General features: G+C 31.9%; 15 protein-coding genes, 1 pseudogene and 1 riboswitch. Of the genes and pseudogenes, 9 read left to right on the top strand and 7 right to left on the bottom strand.

Going from position 1 to position 20912, the window contains the following annotated elements:
* Positions 1–681: pseudogene (locus B4E95_RS13190) on the top strand (IS982 family transposase); the annotation flags it as partial.
* Between the two features lie 376 nt (positions 682–1057).
* Here B4E95_RS13190 and B4E95_RS10035 read toward each other — a convergent pair.
* A complete protein-coding gene (locus B4E95_RS10035; protein ID WP_291091401.1) occupies positions 1058–1588 on the bottom strand; it encodes a DUF4136 domain-containing protein in 531 nt (176 codons plus the stop codon).
* A gap of 108 nt (positions 1589–1696) precedes the next feature.
* Positions 1697–3034, bottom strand: a complete 1338-nt coding sequence (mtaB, locus tag B4E95_RS10030) for a tRNA (N(6)-L-threonylcarbamoyladenosine(37)-C(2))-methylthiotransferase MtaB (protein WP_291091400.1) — start codon at positions 3032–3034, stop codon at positions 1697–1699.
* A gap of 59 nt (positions 3035–3093) precedes the next feature.
* On the opposite strand from mtaB, the gene B4E95_RS10025 reads away from it, so the two are divergent.
* The gene (locus B4E95_RS10025; protein WP_291072091.1) at positions 3094–4677 is read left to right on the top strand and encodes an ABC transporter substrate-binding protein; all 1584 of its coding nucleotides are present in this window, start codon (positions 3094–3096) and stop codon (positions 4675–4677) included.
* A 232-nt stretch (positions 4678–4909) separates the two neighbouring features.
* The gene (locus B4E95_RS10020; protein ID WP_291091399.1) at positions 4910–6493 is read left to right on the top strand and encodes an FMN-binding glutamate synthase family protein; all 1584 of its coding nucleotides are present in this window, start codon (positions 4910–4912) and stop codon (positions 6491–6493) included.
* Positions 6494–6717: 224 nt separating this feature from the next.
* Here B4E95_RS10020 and B4E95_RS10015 read toward each other — a convergent pair whose 3' ends face one another.
* From B4E95_RS10015 to B4E95_RS09995, 5 genes are read right to left on the bottom strand one after another with little or no spacing between them, the layout of a single operon-like run.
* Entirely contained in the window at positions 6718–6924 is a 207-nt protein-coding gene (locus B4E95_RS10015; protein WP_291091398.1) for a (4Fe-4S)-binding protein, read from the bottom strand.
* Positions 6925–6961: 37 nt separating this feature from the next.
* Positions 6962–8347 carry a sensor histidine kinase gene (locus B4E95_RS10010; protein ID WP_291091397.1) on the bottom strand — a complete coding sequence of 462 codons (1386 nt, stop codon included), beginning with the start codon at positions 8345–8347 and terminating at the stop codon, positions 6962–6964.
* Positions 8340–9023, bottom strand: coding sequence for a response regulator transcription factor (locus B4E95_RS10005; RefSeq protein WP_291091396.1), 684 nt, complete (start codon positions 9021–9023; stop codon positions 8340–8342). Before B4E95_RS10005 ends, B4E95_RS10010 begins: the two co-directional genes overlap by 8 nt.
* 3 nt (positions 9024–9026) lie before the next feature.
* Entirely contained in the window at positions 9027–9914 is an 888-nt protein-coding gene (locus B4E95_RS10000; protein WP_221855535.1) for a diacylglycerol/lipid kinase family protein, read from the bottom strand.
* The gene (locus B4E95_RS09995; RefSeq protein WP_291091395.1) at positions 9904–11868 is read right to left on the bottom strand and encodes an LTA synthase family protein; all 1965 of its coding nucleotides are present in this window, start codon (positions 11866–11868) and stop codon (positions 9904–9906) included. Before B4E95_RS09995 ends, B4E95_RS10000 begins: the two co-directional genes overlap by 11 nt.
* A gap of 192 nt (positions 11869–12060) precedes the next feature.
* Between B4E95_RS09995 and B4E95_RS09990 the strand changes: the two genes are divergently transcribed.
* The 6 genes from B4E95_RS09990 to B4E95_RS09965 all read left to right on the top strand — a co-directional run.
* Positions 12061–12306, top strand: coding sequence for a hypothetical protein (locus B4E95_RS09990; protein ID WP_038332385.1), 246 nt, complete (start codon positions 12061–12063; stop codon positions 12304–12306).
* A gap of 193 nt (positions 12307–12499) precedes the next feature.
* Positions 12500–12598: riboswitch (purine riboswitch) on the top strand.
* A gap of 104 nt (positions 12599–12702) precedes the next feature.
* A complete protein-coding gene (locus B4E95_RS09985; RefSeq protein ID WP_291091394.1) occupies positions 12703–16410 on the top strand; it encodes a phosphoribosylformylglycinamidine synthase in 3708 nt (1235 codons plus the stop codon).
* Positions 16411–16951: 541 nt separating this feature from the next.
* Entirely contained in the window at positions 16952–17674 is a 723-nt protein-coding gene (gene purC, locus B4E95_RS09980) for a phosphoribosylaminoimidazolesuccinocarboxamide synthase (RefSeq protein WP_038332381.1), read from the top strand.
* A 19-nt stretch (positions 17675–17693) separates the two neighbouring features.
* Positions 17694–19199 carry an amidophosphoribosyltransferase gene (purF, locus tag B4E95_RS09975; RefSeq protein ID WP_125349020.1) on the top strand — a complete coding sequence of 502 codons (1506 nt, stop codon included), beginning with the start codon at positions 17694–17696 and terminating at the stop codon, positions 19197–19199.
* A 53-nt stretch (positions 19200–19252) separates the two neighbouring features.
* A complete protein-coding gene (gene purM, locus B4E95_RS09970; RefSeq protein ID WP_291091393.1) occupies positions 19253–20245 on the top strand; it encodes a phosphoribosylformylglycinamidine cyclo-ligase in 993 nt (330 codons plus the stop codon).
* Between the two features lie 261 nt (positions 20246–20506).
* Positions 20507–20912, top strand: a 406-nt coding sequence (locus B4E95_RS09965) for an AAA family ATPase (RefSeq protein WP_291091392.1), incomplete at its 3' end; no start/stop codon positions are given.

Genomic DNA, 20912 nt, shown 5'->3' with positions numbered 1-20912 from the left:
TATTAAGTTACTTATAGAACGTAGCGTTTATAATAGACGAAAAATAAGATTATTTATACATATGGAACGAATTCGAAAACGGTTAGCATAAAAATTGAATGTTTCTGAAAAGTAGTTTATTGTGGATAGCATGCCTTTAGAAGTTTGCAAATTATCAAGAAGCACACGTAGTATAATATGCAGAGAAACCGATTATGCAATTCCAAATAAAGGTGATTGTGTTTCACAGAAAATGCATTATTACGGGTATAAAATTCATGGGTTTGCTCAGGGGAAGGAGTCTTTCAAAGTGTGGATATTAGTACTGTATAAGTGTATGAAATTCATTGTCTTAAAGATGTAAAACAGCAGTTTAAAAATTGTTCACTCTTAGGTGATAAAGGATTTTTATCCGCACAATACCAATTCGATTTGTTTACATCGCACAATATATAGCTAGAAGTTACTATGAGAACAAGTTAAAAAAAATATAAAGATCAACCTTTTGTAATTCGTAAATACAGAAAAAGGATAGAAACGTTATTCTCTCAATTATGCGACCAGTTCAAGATTAGAAAAAATAATGCTAAAAGCTTTTTAGGGTTTAAAACAAGGATACTATCAAAAATACTAACGCTCACTATTATTCAAACAATAAACAGAAACCAAAATAGAAATATTAACAACTTAAAAATTAACTAAATATACTACGGGTTAATAGACTATCTGCCAACTAATCGTGTCAGAAAAATATTCTTTTAAACTTAATTCTCTCTATTGACAGACTGTTTTTAAACGTTTAAAAATCAGTTGTATTATTTTTATCAAATCAAATTTACTTTTAAATTCTCGTTTACCTTGGCTTAAATGAGGTAGAATAAATTGTTTTATCTTATACTCACTAATGATTACCAGATGATTACTTATTTTTTTCGCAATCCAAATTTGATAATTTTCTCGAAACTTTTTTTATTTAATTTGTTTAAATAAGTTTAAAATTAAAGCTTTTTTTAATACAAACTTCATTTCATGAAAAAAGCTCTCCAAATGAAGAGCTTTCTATATTATTTTCGAAAATTTATTTTTTTGGTTGAGGAGGAAATTTAGCAAGAATTTCTTCAATTGCTTTCGGGATTCTTTCTGCTTTAGCACTGATATTACTCAAATTAAGATCAGAACCAACACCCTGCCAAACCAATATATTACGTTTATCATCAATAATGTCTATTACAATTGTTCCTGCTTGATAAGAAGAAACGCTATTTCCGCCGTAATATCCTCCATAGTAACCATAAGGTCCGTAGCCCCAATTGTTATTATTTACAGAAATTTGTTCTTTAGAACTTGTCAATAAATTAATGACTAAGTCTGCATCAGAACTTACTTTTGTAAATCCTTTTGTAGCCATTTGTGCATCAATTGCTTTAATTAGTCGATTCTTATCCAAATCGTTAACCTTTAACTTATCTAATCCTTTTTGGTGAAAAGTATAAGTTTTATATGATGCAAAATTTGATGATCTGTCGTAATCTGTACTTACTTGAACTGTTCCACAGCTTGTTACAAATAATGACAACAAAATTATAAAAATAAAGTGTATAATTTTCATGACCTTGATTTTTTATTTAAAACTACAATTATCATTCCTAAATGTAAAGGTAAATAAAAAAAAGAAGCTCAAAATATCTGAACTTCTTTTTAACTAATATTTACAATATTATTTTGCTAATTCTAACTCTTTAATTTTTACTTCAACAATTCCATTGTGATTGATTCTAACCAAATCTACAATTTGTGTTTCGTTGACTAATTCAGGATTAAAATCTGTCTGAACTTTCACATAATTCTCTGTAAAACCAAACATTTTTCCATCTTTATTATCATGTTCCCACAATACTTTCTGAGTCGAATTTAATTGAGATTGATAAAAAGCTTGACGTTTTTTCTCCGATAAAATACGTAACATTTTACTACGACGTTTACGTTCTCCTTGATCAACAACTCCTTCAAATTCGATAGCTTCTGTATTATCTCTTTCCGAATAAGTAAATACATGTAAATGGCTAATTGGTAATTCGTTTAAGAAATTATATGTTTCCATAAACAATTCTTCTGTTTCACCAGGGAAACCAACAATTACATCTACACCAATACACGCATTTGGCATCACTTCGCGAATTTTTGTTACACGATCTAAATAAAGATTAGATAAATAACGACGTTTCATTTTCTTCAAAATCTCATCGCTACCAGATTGCAATGGAATATGGAAATGTGGAACAAATCGATTACTTTTTGAAACAAAATCAATTGTTTCATTTTTTAATAAATTTGGTTCAATAGAAGAAATTCTGATTCGTTCTATCGCATCAACTTGATCCAATTCTTGCACCAATTCCAAGAAAGTATGTTCGTGTTTTTTATTCCCGAATTCACCTTTCCCGTAATCACCAATATTTACACCCGTTAACACGATTTCTTTAATTCCTTTTTGTGCAATCTCATTCGCATTTTTGATAACATTTTCAACTGTATCCGAACGCGAAATTCCACGAGCCAAAGGAATTGTACAATACGTACATTTATAATCGCAACCATCTTGCACTTTCAAAAAAGCACGCGTACGATCACCAATTGAATAAGAACCAACGTAAAAGTCGGCTTCTTCAATCTCACAAGAATGTACAATTGTTTCTTCTTTTTTATTGATATCGTCTAAATATTCAGCAATATTGAATTTTTCTGCAGCTCCTAAAACCAAATCAACACCTTCCATTTCCGCAATTTCTTGCGGTTTCAACTGCGCATAACAACCTACAACGACAACAAAACCTTCTGGATTTGCTTTCATTGCATTTTTCACAATCGTTCTGCACTCTTTGTCTGCATTTGCGGTTACCGAACATGTATTGATTACGTACACATTCGCAGAATCTGTAAACTCAACCTTCTGATATCCATTATCTTTCAAGTTTCTTGCGATCGTCGAAGTTTCAGAAAAATTAAGTTTACATCCCAATGTATGAAATGCAACTGTTTTAGTTTGATTATTCATAGCTGCAAATTTAAGAAATTATCCATAGTTTTGAAACATAAATAAATCAGCTATTCAAAATGACTAAATACTTTATCTACATTATGTTATTCGTTTCAATATTTTCGTGTTCTAAGAAAATTGAAATCGATGAAAACAAAGTATTTAAACTAAATCGTTACGATAATATTTCTTCTTTAGATCCGATTAATGCGCGAACACAAGCCAATACGTGGGCTTGTAATTTGATGTACAACAGTTTAGTGAAGATTGATAATCAATTACAAATTCAACCTGATATTGCAAAATCTTGGACAATTTCAGAAGATGGAAAAACGTATTCTTTTACTTTGAGAAATGATGTTTTTTTTCATAAACATGAAGCTTTCGGAAAAGATTCGACTCGAATTGTAACGGCTTCAGATTTCGAGTATAGTTTTAATCGTTTAAAAGATCCGAAAGCTGGAGGTTCTGGAGGTTGGATTATGAATAATATTGATTCATATAAAGCGATAAATGATACACTTTTTGAAATTAAATTAAAAGAGGCTTATCCTGCATTTTTGGGATTAATTTCGATGAAATATGCTTCGGTTGTTCCGAAAGAATTATTCAAAAATGGAAACGATGAATTCTTGAAACATCCAATTGGTACAGGCCCTTTTCAATTTAAGATTTGGGAAGATAATGTGAAAATGGTTTTTAGAAAAAATCCAAAGTATTTCGAGTTTGATGAAAAAGGACAACGTTTACCATATTTAGAAGCGGTTAATTTATCATTTTTACCAGAGAAAAATTCAGAATTTTTAGAATTAATCAAAGGTAATTTGGATATGATGGCAGATTTGGATCCTTCTTATAAAGATGAAATTTTAAATCCAATCGGAGATTTGAATCCAAAATATTCAAATATTTTAACGATTCAAAAAGTTCCTTATTTAAGTACCGTTTATTTATGTTTTTATCTTGATGCGCCCAATGCAGTTGATTTGAAATTGCGTCAAGCATTAAATTATGGAGTTGATAAAAACAAAATCATCAAATATATGATGAAAGGTCAAGCTTTTGAAGCAGATGGAGGTTTCATTCCGAAAGGTTTACCAGGTTATTCGCCAGAAAGTGGTTACAAATATTCTCCCGAAAAAGCACGTGAACTAATCAATAGCTATAAAAAAACGAACGAAAAAATTGTACCAATCGAGCTGACAACTGTGCAAGAATATGTAGATGTTTGTGAATATATTGCGGCAGAAATGGCAAAATTAGGCTTACCAATAAAAGTGAATGTTGTACCTGGACCAACGATGCGCGATGGAAAAGCAACGGGAAAATTTACGTTGTTCCGCGCAAATTGGGGAGCAGATTATCCAGATGCCGAAAACTTTTTGTCTTTATATTATTCGAAAAACTTTGCGCCAGAAGGTCCAAATTATTCACATTACAAAAATGGTGAATTTGATAAAATGTATGAACAAGCATTTTTGACTAATAATTCAGACGAACGTGCCAAAATTTATCAAAAAATGGATGCATTGATGATGCAAAACGCTCCAATTTTGCCATTATTTTATGATCAAACGACGTTATTTTTGAATAAAAAAGTTAAGAATTTTTCGATGGGACCTATCAAATTATTAGATTTAACGAGAGTTTATAAAGAATAATTCTTTTGACATTTCTCAAAAAGTTTGAACATCTTTTAAAAAAATCTAAATAATATTTCATTTTATTTCACGACATTAGATAATTGTTAACTTATTTGAAATAATGGGTTTTCTCTAACGTTTGAAATCAACAATTTAAAAGAAATTATTTCAGAAATATAGGCGTTAAACCGAGTTTTTTTAGATATATTTGACACCAAATTTTTAATCAAAATCATTTAAATTTTTACTTATGAAAGTAAGACAACTTTTCGTAGTAGGATCTATCGTTACTCTTGTTGCAATTGGAGTAATCTCTTATTTTTGGCCAGGTATCTTATGGTCTTTAATAATTATTCTTCCTTTGATTGCTTTAGGATTTGCAGATATCTCGCAAACAAAGCACGCTATCAGAAGAAACTTTCCAATTATTGGACATGGACGTTATTTGTTAGAAAGTATTCGTCCAGAAATTATGCAATACTTTGTTGAAACGGATACTGAAGGAAAGCCTATTGACCGTTTGATGCGTAGTATGGTGTATCGTCGTGCAAAAAATGTAATTGACACAGTTCCTTTTGGAACGCAATTAGATGTTTATGAACCAGGATATGAGTGGTTAAATCATTCGATGTATGCTGGAAAAATCAAACATGCTGATGATCCACGTGTAAAAGTTGGTGGAAGTGAATGTAAACAACCTTATTTAGCAAGTTTATTAAACATTTCTGCAATGTCTTTCGGTTCGTTAAGTGAAAATGCTGTATTAGCGATGAACAAAGGTGCTAAATTAGGAAATTTTGCGCACAATACAGGTGAAGGGGGAATTTCTCCATATCACTTACAGCCAGGTGGAGATTTGATTTGGCAAATTGGTACAGGATATTTTGGTTGTCGTGCTACTGATGGTGGTTTCGATCCAGATAAGTACGTAGAACGCGCTACTTTACCAAATGTAAAAATGATTGAGTTAAAAATTTCTCAAGGTGCAAAACCAGGTCACGGAGGAATTTTACCAGCAAATAAAAATACTCCAGAAATCGCTAAGATTCGTGCTGTAGAACCATATACAACTGTTGATTCTCCTCCATCTCATTCAGCTTTCTCTGATGCAGAAGGAATGTTACATTTCATCAAACAATTAAGAGAATTATCAGGTGGAAAACCAGTTGGTTTCAAATTGTGTATAGGGATTAAACGTGAGTTTATCGAAATTTGTGAAGCAATGATTAAAACGGGTATCAAACCAGATTATATCGCAATTGACGGTGGTGAAGGTGGAACTGGAGCTGCTCCTGTAGAGTTCTCTAACTCTCTAGGTATGCCTTTGTTAGATGGTTTAGCTTTCGCAGTTGATACTTTACGTGGTTATGGTCTTAAAAAAGATATTCGTGTTGTAGCTTCTGGAAAAATTATTTCTTCTTTCCACATTGCTCGTGCAATGGCGATTGGTGCAGATTTAGTTTATTCGGCTCGTGCTATGATGATGGCTGTAGGATGTATCCAAGCTTTACAATGTAATACAAATACATGTCCAGTTGGTGTTGCGACCCAAGATCGTGAATTGATGAAAGGGTTAGATGTAGAAGATAAAGCAACTCGTATGTATAATTTCCACAAGAAAACAATGCATATATTATCTGAATTAATTTCTGCAACAGGTGTTAAATCTCACAGAGATTTCAATCGTTCTCACGTAAATTTACGTATCGACAATACGCGTATTATGTCTTATGATCAATTGTACCCAATTGTAGAAGAAGGTGCATATGTAGGAATGTCTGTAGAAGATGTTTTACAAGAAATTAGAATTCGTACATTAAGTAAAGTGAATTAATCAATTTCATATAATAGTAAAAAAGCAATCCAATTGGATTGCTTTTTTTATTCAAGAATATTCCGTAAATATTGAGACGGTCGAAAAACTGTATGTTCCAAAAAAACATCCGAAAAAGTCTTTCTTTAATTAAAAACCAGTCTTTTATTATATATTTTTTTAGATTTGGTTCATAGGCAAATCGTTTCAAAAGATGATTAATTCTCAGTTCGTTGGTTGTTATTTTAATTTTTTATACTCAACGCACCTGAAGGACATTGATGAACTTGTTTGATAAGTTCGTCACTACTTGCATTTTTTGGCTTTAGCCAAGGTTTTTCTTTCGGATTATATACATTTGGAAGTAGTTTTACGCAAATACCTACATGTTGACATAATTCAGGCTTCCAGATTATAGTGATTTCTCCGTTTGTATATTCGTGTTGACTCATTTTGATATTTTAGATGAATTGAAGTTACTTAAAAATTTTAAATATTCAACGTTAAAATAATCTTAGTTCCAATATTTTGGGTACTCTCAATTCGCATTTTAATGTCAGCTATTTTAGCTAACTGTGTCGCGATATTTAGTCCTAATCCAGAACCAGAAATATGGAATGTTGAATCATTTTGAATACGGAAAAATCGTTCTTGAACAAATTTTAAATCTTCTTGATTCATTCCAATTCCATTGTCTTCAAAAATCAATTCATAAGAATTGTTCTCGATGTTAGAAAGAATTGTTATTTGACCTTTTAAGTTAGAATATTTTATAGCATTTGATAAAACATTATCTATAATAATCTCAAAAAATTCTTGGTAATTATCAATTTCACAAGTTTGAAGTTGTTCTGTATCGACAGAAATTTGTTTTTCTTGTAATAAAACATCAAAACGTTCAATTGATTTTAAAACTTCGGTTTTTAGCTCAAATAAAGAAGTTTTCAACTCTAAACTATTATTTTCTACACGAGAAATCAACAAAAATTGCTCTACCAAACGATCCAAACGATTCACTTGTTTCAATGTGTAATCTATTTTTTCATTGTATTGCTCAGGCGTGCGTTCGTGTCGAATCAAAATTTCCAAGGTTCCTTTTATAATCGCCAAAGGTGTTCGAAGTTCATGTGAAGCATCAGCCGAGAACTGTTTAGCTTTTAAAATTTGAAACTCTAATCGATCTAAAAGTGAATTTATTGTCGCTGAAAGTTGAAATAATTCATCTTTATTTTTAGGTAATTGAATGCGTTCTGAAAGATTATTTTCGGTGATCGATTGCGCTGTATGAATAACATTGAAAACAGGTTTAATCGATTTAGCCGCAATAAAACGAGCTAAAAGAAACGTCAATAAAACCGAAATAGGAAAGATAATAAGTAAGGCGGTTTTTAAATAATCTAATGCTAATTGATTGTGTTTTGTAGAAACGCCTATTACTAAATAACCAACAACTTCGCCATGATGAATCAATTTTGCTTGAGAAATTAATAACTGAATTGAATTATATTCAGCATAAAATGGCTTGTTTTCTGGTTCTTCATTGTTCCAATCCAATTGATTTTGAACCATGTTTGGAGAACTTTCAACTAAGTTGAAATTTTTATCATAAATTGAGATAAAAACAGGATTCAGCGCAATGTCTGTATGTTCTACTTCTTCCCATTCGCGCGGTTGAACGAAGTTTTCTAATGTAGGTTCGTGTAAAACATAATCGACGTGACTGTTAATTTCTTCCTCCAACGTTTCGTACATTGTTTTGTTAATTCCCCTATTTACAACAAAGAAAATTAACCCAAAAATAATGAGTAAAACAGCAGAAAATAAAATGCTGTAAAAGGTTGCAATTCTATTTTTTACAGATAATTTTTTAAACATCGTTTGTTATATAACCCACGCCACGAATAGTATGTAAGCGCGGATCGTCTTTTTTTAGATTTAATTTTTTACGAATCGCGTTAATAAAAACATCAATTACACTTGTATCGTATTCAAAGTGAATGTCCCAAACGTTTTCAATGATTTCTTTGCGTGTACAAATTCGGTTTTTATTTTTGAAAAGGTAAGCTAAAAGTTGAAATTCTTTTAATGTTAATTCAACTAAATTATTGTCTAAAAAAGTCTGATGTGTTTCTGGATTGATTGAAATATTTCCGAAATTTAAAAGATTATTCGATTCATTTTGACGAAGATAAACGTTTATTCGCGCTACTAATTCATTAAAATCAAACGGTTTTTTGATGTAATCATTTGCACCAGCATTCAAACCTTCAATCGTATCTTGAACTGTATCTTTCGCTGTAATGAAAATAATGGGTGTTTTTTGGTTCATATTTTCAGAATTTCGGATTGCTTTACAAACGTCTAATCCAGAAATATTTAACATCATCCAATCCAATAAAATAACATCAAATTTCTGGTTATTTATTTTCACTAAGGCATCTTCACCACTTAAACAGTGCGTTGGCGATAAATTTTCTTCTTCTAAACCTTGAAGCATAAAATTGGCAATTCCCAATTCATCTTCAACAATTAAAACTTTTGGTTTGTTCATTTTCTAATTCGGAACAATAACATTCAAAGCATTCGGAACAATCGAAACTTCAATAGAATTTTGGTTAAAAATAACGGCTTCACCATCAACTTGAGCAATTGTTTTTGGTTGTTTGGAATTGAATTTTACTGAATTGACTTGCAATACTTTTGCTTGCTTCATTTTTTCAATTCGTTTTCCTAAAACATTAGCCGAAAACTGAATTTGTTGTATAAAATTAAGCTTTTTTACTGCAAGAAAGTCTAATTTTCCATCATTTAATTTTGCATTGGGTGAAAATGAGATGCCGTAACCCGCTTCGTTAGAGTTAGAGCAGAACACAAAATAAAAATCATCATCTAATATATGTTCATTGTCTAATTTGATGCTAAATTTTTTCGGTTGAAAGTTAAAAATTGCTTTTGTACTGGCAGTTACATATCCCAAAAAATTTCTGGTTTTGGTTTGCGCATAATTGTTAATTACATCTGCATCAATTCCCAATCCCATATTGCTAAAAAAGTAATTTTCGTTGATTTTTCCTGCATCAATTTTATTGATTTTTGCATTCAAAATCGTCTCAAAAGCTTTTTCTGTGGTTTTAGGAATGTGTAAATTCGCCGCTAATCCATTTCCGGAACCAATCGGAATAATCCCCAATGTAACATTGCTGCCAACCAAGGCTTGAGCGATTTCGTTTATCGTTCCATCACCGCCACAAGCTACGATTATATTAGGATTTTTTGTCAGAACTTGATTTGTAATTTCAGTTGCGTGACCAATACTTTCAGTCAAAAATGTTTCGAATTCAACATTTTTTTGACTAAAATAGTGTTGAATTTCAGTTTCAATCATTCGTCCTTTTCCCTTTCCAGCAATAGGATTGATGATAAAAATGATTTTATTTTTCATTTAATAAATGATTGCTAAATAAATAATCGGCTGTTTGATAATTAGATATGATAGAACGCTCGAAAATAGAATCGATTTTCGTATCAATTAAATTTTTATCAATCCATTTGTATTGATTGATTTTCTTTTGATCGGATAAAATCGAAACATCTTCGCCTTTTTTCATTCCCAATTTAATATACGTACCAACAAAAGAACGCGATTTGTATTGCGGATCAAAAATATCTTTTCCATAAAATTGAGATGTATATTTCCAATTGAACAACGAAAATAACGTTGGGAAAATATCAATTTGAGAAACTTCTTTTGTGACATTTTCGTTTGTGTGCGATTTTAAATTATAGATAAATGCCGGAATGTGATGGTTTTTTACATCAATTGCATCTTTGCCCGCGCTACTTGCACAGTGATCGGCAATAAACACAAAAACGGTATTGCTGAACCAAGGTTTTGTTTTCGCTTTTGCAATTAAATCTCCAATTGCATAATCGGCATATTTTACAGCTCCAGGACGACCAGTTCCAGACGGAATATCAATTTTTCCATCTTCGTACGTATAAGGTTTGTGGTTTGAAGTTGACATTACGAAAGCAAAAAATGGTTGTTTTGTTTTGTATTTTTCATCTGCAACTTTGATCACTTTTCTGTAAATATCATCATCTGCAATTCCCCAAGCATTCTCAAAAGTAACTTCATCATCATTAATATTGTATCGATTAGTATTGATTTTATCACTCAAAACGCTACCACGACCGCGATCGTAAATGTCAAAACCATTTCCACCATAAAACGCATTCATATTGTCAAAATATCCATCGCCACCATAAAAGAACATATTGTGATAACCTTTTGCTTTGAAAACATTCGAAATGGTATATAAATTTTGATTATCAACACGCTTTACAATACTGTTTCCAGGCGTAGGAGGAATTGATAATGTAACAGCTTCCATTCCACGAACAGTACGCGTTCCGTTGGCAAACATATTCGAAAAATAAATGCTGTTATTTGCAATATCATTAAGGTTTGGAGTGATTGATTTTCCGTTGAATTGCTCTTGCAAAAATGAAGCGCTCATACTTTCCATTAACACAAAAATCACGTTTGGTTTTTGTTCTGGTTGTGATGGATTACTCGCTAAAATTGTTCTTCGTATTGGATTTTTGAATTGTTGATCGAAAACAGTTTTCGAATCTTGCAATTCAGATTTCATTACAGCAAAAGCATCTTCAATCGGAATAGATTTATAATGTTCATCATATTTTAAATGATTATTTCGGAAAGCAGAAAAGAAAGAAAAAATTCCGGCTTTAGAAATTTCGTTGTTGTATCGGTTTTCTGAAGTTGAACTACTATCATTATTTAAAAGAAACAATGAGCCAGCCGCAAGTAGTAAATTGAACACAAAAACGCCAACTTTTTGGCTTGTTTTTGGTTTGTTATGGAATGTGTTGTAAAAGAAGTAACCTTTTTTTGTTGCGAAAATTGTCAAGCCTGTAATTAAAACAATTCCGCTAATTAAAACAGGTAATGGATATGATTCTTGAATATTTTTAACAACTTCGTACGTATAAATTAAATAATCGACCGCAATAAAATTGAATCGACTTTTGAATTCGTCCCAAAATGTAATTTCGGCAAAAAATGTGAAATAAATGATTACCAAATACAATGTATAAACGAAATACACGAAAATTCGATCAAATAATGAATTGACGAATTTGTTGGGTAAAATCATAAAATAAAATGACAAGAATAACGTGAAACAGCTTACAACACTAATGTCGTACACTAATCCGTAAAAAATAGTGTGTAACAACGAACCAATATTCCAGTCGAAATCACTTTTTACCCAAATCGCAAAAATTAGGCGTAGAATAAATGAAATTAGAATAAATAACGAACTGAAAAATAGTAAAATACTGTAACGTCCTTTTAAATTATTTGTAAACATTTTGTTTTTGAATTATTGTTCAAATGTCTTGATATTTAATAGATTATTAACATGAAAAAGTGAATCTTAAGCGAATCTTAAGTTTGCGATTCTTGAATGAAAGATAGAGGCAGAAAACGTTAATAATTCGTGAAAAAATGGTTTTGATTAGAAATAGTTGTAAATTTGTAATTGGTTTATAAAGTAGGTATAATGGAAGAGATATTAATCAATGAAAAAGAAGAAAAGTTTTTAACATATTGGGAGAAAAGATTCTCTACAATTTTTAAAGACAATACAAGTTGGACAACTTTGTTTATGACAGTTAACAAAGCTACTTTTCCAGATTCATTAAATATAGAAACATTTTGCAAAAAGTTTATGCAAGATTTTAATATGAAATTATCATATAAATATGATGAATCAGACAACGAATACGATTTGACAATTACAAGATAATTACTAAAAACAGAAAATCCTTATCAATTTTGAGAAGGATTTTTTTGTTATAAAATGGGACATTTGATTGATAATCATGCTTAAATTTTAAGAAAAATATCTAACCCAAAAATTAAATAAAATATTGTTGATTTAGATTTGATTTTACTAATTAAAATGTTTAATTTTGCAGTTCACTTTTAAAGGTGATTTAGTTTTTAAAGTTTACAACATTTGTATAGCTCATAATAAGGTTGAGCGTCTCTACGGCAGACCATAAAAAATTGCCACTACAAATGAATTTTTTTTCTACAAAATGAGTCTTGAACCACTCTCGTTAGAAAATAGTTTGTTTGTTGATGTAGATGATACAAATGGTTTAAACACATTAAACCAAATAGTACAGCAAACAATACAATGAACCAAAGACTTTTCATTCAGAAGAAATCGAATTTTGACGTTATCAGTCAGAAGACTACAATAGAACTCAAAAACCTTGTACCTACAATTGTGTGCAAGGTTTTTGTTATTTATGATCTATTTAATATAGAAGAAAGCCAATTACAAGAGGTTCAAAATAAGGTGTTTGTTGATCCTGTGACAGATTTTGTTTTTAAATACGTAGAAGACGCAGTTAACGAAAGCATTCCTTCTTCTAAAAACTATTTTGCAACCGAATTTTTACCAGGTCAATACAATCAACGCGATGATTCTTCGGAACAATGTTTAGTGTTGATGAATGTTGAAAATGTAACCGTAAAATCTGGTTTATTATATGTTTTCAATGATGATTTGTCTGCGGAAGATTTAAAGAAAGTAAAAGATTACTTAATCAATCCAATTGAGTCGCGCGAGAAAGATCTTTCAAAAATGGAAATTCCAGCAAATCCACAAGCTACAGAAGTTCCAATTATTGAAGGTTTTATTTCTGCTGACGAAAATAAACTACAAGAAATTTACAACCAATTCGGATTATCATTAGAAATGGATGATTTAGTTTTTATTCAAGACTATTTCAAATCAATCAATCGTAATCCAACCGAAACTGAGTTAAAAGTTTTAGACACATATTGGTCTGATCACTGTCGTCATACAACTTTTGAGACAGAGATTACAGATGTTCAATTTAATTCTAAATTTAACGAAACACTTCAAAAAACATTCGATTATTACCAACAAGTTCGTCAAGAATTAGGAACTACAAAACCAATTCGTTTGATGGATTTAGCAACTGTTATGGGAAAATATCTTTCTCGTACAGGAGTTGTAAAAAATATAGATGTTTCAGAAGAAATCAACGCGTGTTCTATTGTCGTTCCAATCGATGTAGATGGTGTTGAAGAAGAATGGTTATTACAATTCAAAAACGAAACACATAATCATCCAACAGAAGTTGAGCCATTTGGTGGAGCTTCGACATGTGTTGGTGGAGCAATTCGCGATCCTTTGAGTGGACGTTCTTACGTTTTCCAAGCTATGCGTATTACAGGTGCTGCAAATCCTTTAGAAAAAATTGAAGATACGTTACCAGGTAAATTACCACAACGTAAAATCTCTAAAGAAGCAGCAAACGGATACAGTTCTTATGGAAATCAAATTGGTTTAGCGACAACTTTTGTGAAAGAAATTTACGATGAAGGATACAAAGCAAAACGCATGGAAGTTGGTTTTGTGGCTGGAGCTGTAAAAAAAGAATATGTTCGTCGTGAAGAACCCGTTTCAGGTGACCGAATTATTTTATTAGGTGGAGCAACAGGTCGTGATGGAGTAGGTGGAGCATCAGGTTCATCTAAAACACACGATGGTTTAAAATTAGACGATTTATCAGCAGAAGTTCAAAAAGGAAATGCAATTGTTGAACGTAAAATTCAACGTTTATTCCGTAATCCAGACGTTTTAGCATTAATCAAAAAATGTAACGATTTTGGTGCGGGAGGTGTTTCTGTTGCAATTGGTGAAATTGCACGAGGAATTAATGTTGATTTAGATTTAGTTCCATTGAAATATGCTGGATTAAACGGAACAGAATTAGCGATTTCTGAATCTCAGGAACGTATGGCTGTTGCGGTTGAGGCAAAAGATGTGGAAACATTTATAGCATTAGCAAAAGAAGAAAACCTTGATGCGACTTGTGTTGCAGAGGTAACGGGAGATGATACAATGACTTTGGTTTGGAAAGGAACAAAAATTGTTGAATTAGACCGTAAATTTTTAGATACAAATGGCGTTCGCAAACAAGCTAAAATCGAAGTTACGGACGAAGAATATACAAATCCTTTTGAGAATAAAGCCTTCAATAAAGAAGCTTTTATTGCAATGATGCAAGAGTTAAATCATGCGTCGCAAAAAGGTATGGTAGAAATGTTTGACAATAACGTTGGACGTTCTACTATTTTGAATGCTTTTGGTGGACAAACAATGGATACACCAGAAGATGTTTCGGTACAAAAATTCCCAACAGACGGATTTACAAATGCAGTTTCTATTGCTTCATTTGGTTACAATCCTACAATTTCTCGTTGGTCAAATTATCACGGAGCTTATTTTGCGGTAATTGATTCGATGACAAAAATTGTTGCTGCTGGCGGAAATTACGCTGATATTCGTTTAACTTTTCAAGAATATTTTGAAAAATTACGTGATGAAGCTACGCGTTGGGGAAAACCATTTGCGGCCTTATTAGGAACGATTGAAGCACAAAAACAGTTCGGAATTCCTGCAATTGGAGGTAAAGATTCGATGTCTGGTTCTTACCAAGATATTGATGTTCCGCCAACGTTGATTTCTTTTGCAGTTGCACCTTCTTTGGCTAAAAAAATTGTACAAGGAACTTTAGTTGAAAAGAATTCTAAACTTTCAGTTTTTATTCCAACATTAACAGAAGATTATTTAATCGACGAAGCAAATACAAAAGCTATTTTTGATTTTATCGGAACAATTAATGCTGATGTAAAATCAATGATGACGGTTAAATTTGGTGGAATTGCAGAAACTGTAGCGAATATGGCTTTTGGCAATGAAATCGGATTTGAAATCAAGACTGATTTAGATTTAGCAAAATATTATCCAGCTTCGATTGTAATTGAACATTCAGATGATTTAAATATTCCTGTTGAAATTGCTCAAAATTATCATGTTTTAGGTCAAACAAATGATTCAACTTCATTCAACTTTAATGGAGAAGAAATTAATTTGAAAGAATTAAAACAACAATGGAAAGAAACATTCAATTCATTGTTTCCATATAAATCAACTACTGAAACAGTTGTTGAAGAAAAAGATTTAAAAGCAGAGCAAATTTGTTTTGCCTTCGCAGATCATAAAGTAGAAAACCCAAAAGTTTTCATTCCAATTTTCCCAGGAACAAATTCAGAGTATGATTCAGCAAAAGCGTTCCGTAGAGAAAGAGCTATTGTTTCGACTTTGCCTTTCCGTAATTTAACACAACAAGATGTTGAAGAATCAGTTGTTGCTTTTGTAAATGAAATCAATCAAGCCAATATTTTCTTTGTACCAGGAGGTTTTTCAGCTGCTGATGAGCCAGATGGATCAGGTAAATTTATTGCAACGGTTTTACGTAATGAGAAAATCAAAAATGCAATTCACAATTTATTAGAGCGCGATGGATTGGTTTTAGGAATCTGTAATGGTTTCCAAGCATTGATTAAATCAGGATTATTGCCTTATGGACGTATTCAAGATTTAGAAGAAGATACACCAACATTAACGTTCAACGAAATTGGTCGTCACATTACACAATTAGCGAAAGTGAGAGTGAATAAATCGCATTCACCTTGGTTAAAAGGAATGGAGGGACAAGAATTCTGGATTCCATTTTCCCATGGAGAAGGTCGTTTCGTTGCAAATGAGGTTGAATTAGAGAAGTTAATTGATAAAGGACAAATTGCTACTCAGTTTGTTGATTTGGACGGAAAATTAGCTGGAAAAATGCCTTATAATCCAAATGGATCTACGTTTGCGGTAGAAGGAATTGTATCGCCTTGTGGAAAAGTTTACGGGCGAATGGGACATCCAGAGCGTTACGAAGAAGGATTATTCAAGAACATTCCAGGAAATGGATATATGAATATCTTCAAAAATGCGGTGGAGTATTTTAGAGGGTAGATTATAGATATGAGATATTAGAAGTTAGATATTAGAAAATTTAACTTCTGAAAAATTAAATAAAAAATGTCATTTCGAGCTTGTCGAGGAATCTAAAAAGATTTTTCATTACGCCAAGGCTTCATTCAGAATGACAATTGAAGAATAAAGTTTGAGTCATCCTGAACTTGTTTCAGGAAGTCATCTTAAAAAAGTGAGAAGCTGAACTGGATTAAGCTCGACATTGAAAATAAAATAAGGAATTTTGAAGTTAGAAATAAGGTAGGAGAAAAAAATCTAAATATCTAACATCTAAATACTAAAAAAAAAAAAACAAACAACAAACTAATACCAATTTCGATCCTGAACCAATCGAAATTAATCTCGAAAGTTAACCTTGAACAAGTTAATTTTCAAAACAAACAACAAACACGAAGTGGACTTTTTCATTTCAAACAAAACAAAAAAAAACGATGTAATGAAGTTAGAAACTAGAAATTAGAAGTTATATGAATTTTAACTTCGAATTTTGAAAATCGAGCTTCGAAAAAAACAAACAACGATGAGCTTAACAAAAAAAGACTTCATTTACGAAGGGAAAGCAAAACAAGTTTACTCAACAGAGGAGGCAGACAAAGTAATTGTGTATTACAAAGATGACGCGACTGCATTTAATGCACAAAAGCGTGGAACTGTTGAGGACAAAGGAGAAATGAACAACAAAATTTCGACTTTAATTTTCAACTATTTGATTGAAAAAGGAGTTAAAACTCATTTCATCGAGCAGTTGAATGATCGTGAGCAATTGGTGAAAAAAGTATCAATTATTCCAATTGAAATGGTTGTGCGCAACTATGTAGCTGGGTCTATGGCTCAACGTTTAGGATTAGAAGAAGGAGCGAAATCTCCAGTTACAATTTTTGATATCTGTTATAAAAAAGATGAATTAGGAGATCCATTAATCAACGATCATCATGCGGTTTTATTAGGAGCTGCAACATATGATGAGTTAGATGAAATGTACACACAAACAGAAGTAATTAACGAAGCGTTGAAAGAATTGTTCTTAAAAGCTGGATTAATTTTAGCTGATTTTAAAATTGAATTTGGTAAAGATGTTGATGGTAATATCATTTTAGCTGACGAAATTTCTCCAGATACATGTCGTTTATGGGATGTTGAAACAGGAAAAAAATTAGATAAAGACCGTTTTCGTCGTGATTTAGGTGATGTTTCAGAAGCTTATCACGAAGTATATAATCGTTTGACAGAAGTTTTAAAATAAACATTTTTTTCATTCTATAATGATTGATAAAAAATTACATAAAAGCCAATTAAAAGCTGAATATTTAACGAATTTCTACGAAAGAAATTTATTAAAAAAATATGCAGCCGATACTGTGGATAGTGTAAACGAAGAATGTGGTGTTTTTGGGGTTTATTCGCCAAATAATATCAACACATATTCTATTGCACAGTTTGGTTTATTTGCGCTTCAACACCGTGGACAGGAAGCGTGTGGTGTTTCTTTCTTGAAAGATGGAAACATTAAAACGGTGAAAAAAACAGGATTGGTATTGGACGTTTTCAAAACAATGGAAGCCGAGATTGAAGAATACCAAGGAAATGCTGCGATTGGACATACACGCTACACAACTGCTGGAGGTGGAAGTCGTCGTAACATTCAGCCACTTTACACGTACAATATTTATGGAAAACCTCATTTCTCTATTGCTCATAACGGAAATTTAATTGAAGTTGAAGCATTAAGAGCTGAATTAGAAGCAGAAGGTTTACCATTTTTAGCAACTTCGGATACGGAGGTTTTATTACGTTCTATTCAAAAATATTCGCATTTAGATATTGTAGAAGCTATACAGAAAGGTACAGAAAAGGTAAAAGGAGCTTATTCGGTTTTGTTATTAGCGAATAATCAAATGGCAGCTTTTCGCGATCCAAATGGTATTCGTCCTTTATGTTTAGGAAAATTGGACGATGCCTATGTTTTCTGTTCAGAAACATGTGCATTAGACGCTGTCGGAGCTGAATTTATCCGTGATGTAGAGCCAGGTGAATTGATTGTTGTAAATGAACAAGGTTTGAAATCTTATTCATTAAATCAACCAACGCAGCGTAATATTTGTGCTTTTGAGTACATTTATTTTGCACGTCCTGACTCGAATATCGAAGGAAATGAAATCTACGATTTACGTGTAGAATCTGGTCGAAAATTATACGAACAATCTCCTGTTGCTGCCGATATTGTAATTGGTGTTCCAGATTCTGGGATCCCGTCTGCAATTGGTTATTCAGAAGCTTCGGGTATTCCTTACGAACCAATTTTGATTAAGAATCGTTATATGTCGCGTTCGTTTATCGTTCCTTCACAAGAAATGCGTGAACGTGTCGTCAACTTAAAATTGAATCCCATCAAAAATAAAATCAAAGGAAAACGTTTGGTTGTTTTAGATGATTCGATTGTACGTGGAACAACTTCGAAACTTTTAATCAAAATCTTAAAAGAAGCAGGAGCAAAAGAAATCCATTTCCGTTCTGCTTCGCCTCCAATTATTGCGCCTTGTTATTTAGGAATTGATATGCCTTCTAAAGCAGATTTAATTTCAGGAAATAAATCAATTAAAGAGGTTGAAGATTATTTGAATGTCGATTCGTTAGATTTCTTAACAGTTGATAATCTGATTGATTTATTAGGAAGTAAAGAACATTGTTTTGGATGTTTTACAGAAAAATATCCCGTAAATTATTCTAATGAAGAATGTAAAGAGGTGAAACCTTTGCATATAGATTAATAAGTTATACGAATTTCGAATCTCGTATTTCGAAAAACTAAATCATAATTAAAATGAGCAATACATATAAACAAGCCGGAGTAGATAAGGAAGAAGGTTATCAAACGGTATCGAAAATTAAAGATGCAGTTGCAGCAACACACAATTCAAACGTGTTGAATGGAATTGGAAGTTTTGGTGCATTTTACCAATTAGGAGGTTACAAAAATCCTGTTTTGGTATCTGGAACCGATGGTGTAGGAACTAAACTACGTGTGGCTTTAGATTCTAAAGTTTACGATACAGTTGGGATTGATTGTTTCGCGATGTGTGCAAATGATATTTTGTGTCATGGAGCAAAACCATTATTTTTCTTAGATTATTTAGCTTGTGGAAAATTAGATTCTGATGTCGCAGCAGAAATTGTAGGTGGAATTGCACAAGCGTGTAAAGAAACTGGAACAGCATTAATTGGTGGAGAAACAGCAGAAATGCCAGGAATGTACCAAGTTGGTGATTATGATGTTGCAGGATTTTGTGTTGGAGTAGTAGAACGAGATGAAATTATCGATGGTTCTAAAATAAAAGCTGGACAAGTAATTATTGCGTTACCATCAAGTGGTTTCCATTCGAATGGATTCTCTTTGGTTCGTAAAGTTTTCCCAGATTTTAACGAAGAATTTGAAGGTAAACCTTTGTTCGAAACATTATTAGTTCCAACAAAATTATATCAAAATGATATTTTCAAAATCAAAGATGCTGGAATCGAAATGTCTGGAATTGCTCATATTACAGGAGGTGGATTAATCGAGAATGTTCCTCGTATTATAAATGACGGATTAACTGCTGTAATAGAAAAAGCAAAAATAAATGTACCAACAGTGATGCAAGAATTAGCTAAACGCGGAGGAATTGCAGAAAACGAAATGTTTGGAACATTTAATATGGGTGTTGGAATGGTTGTCATCGTTGACCAAACTGATGCTGAAAAAGTATTGAATATTATTGATGGAAGTGCGTTGATTGGAGAAATTCAAGAAGGTGCTGACAAAATTATATTGAAATAGTAGATTAAATAGTTTAAAAAAGCCGGATAAGATTTCTTATCCGGTTTTTTTATTTTTTGGGGTTATTTGTTTTTGATTAAGATTGATCCTTGTTATAAAATTTTGTAGTTATTTTTCTTAAATAAAAAAGCTTAATTAAAATACAATAGCTTTTAAAGTTAATTCATTTTCTTTTTTTTAATTTATTAAGCATTTCCTCACCTCATTCAATCTTCGTATCTTTGCATTTCATTTAAAAAACTCCAAATTCACTCATAAGTTATGCAACAATCAAAGGCTTTGGCAATTCTAAAATCTGGTCGAAATGTATTTTTAACAGGTTCTGCGGGTGCCGGAAAAACTTATGTGTTAAATCAATACATTCAATATCTTAAACAATATGGCGTTCCTGTTGCTATAACGGCTTCTACGGGAATTGCTGCGACGCACATGAATGGTCAAACGATACATTCTTGGGCTGGAATTGGAATAAAAGATTATGTTTCTGATCGATATTTGGCTTCGCTTCGCGACAAGAAATATTTCCGTGATAAAATGGACAAAGTAAAAGTCTTAATTATTGATGAAATCTCGATGTTGCATCGAAATCAGTTGGATGCGGTTGATTATGTATTGAAATTTTTTAAACAAAACGATGAACCTTTTGGAGGTGTTCAAGTAATTTTTT

Origin of the sequence: Empedobacter sp. UBA7494 (assembly GCF_002478465.1) — a bacterium.
Lineage (GTDB): Bacteria > Bacteroidota > Bacteroidia > Flavobacteriales > Weeksellaceae > Empedobacter > Empedobacter falsenii_B.
This window is presented reverse-complemented; position numbering and strand designations above follow the sequence as displayed.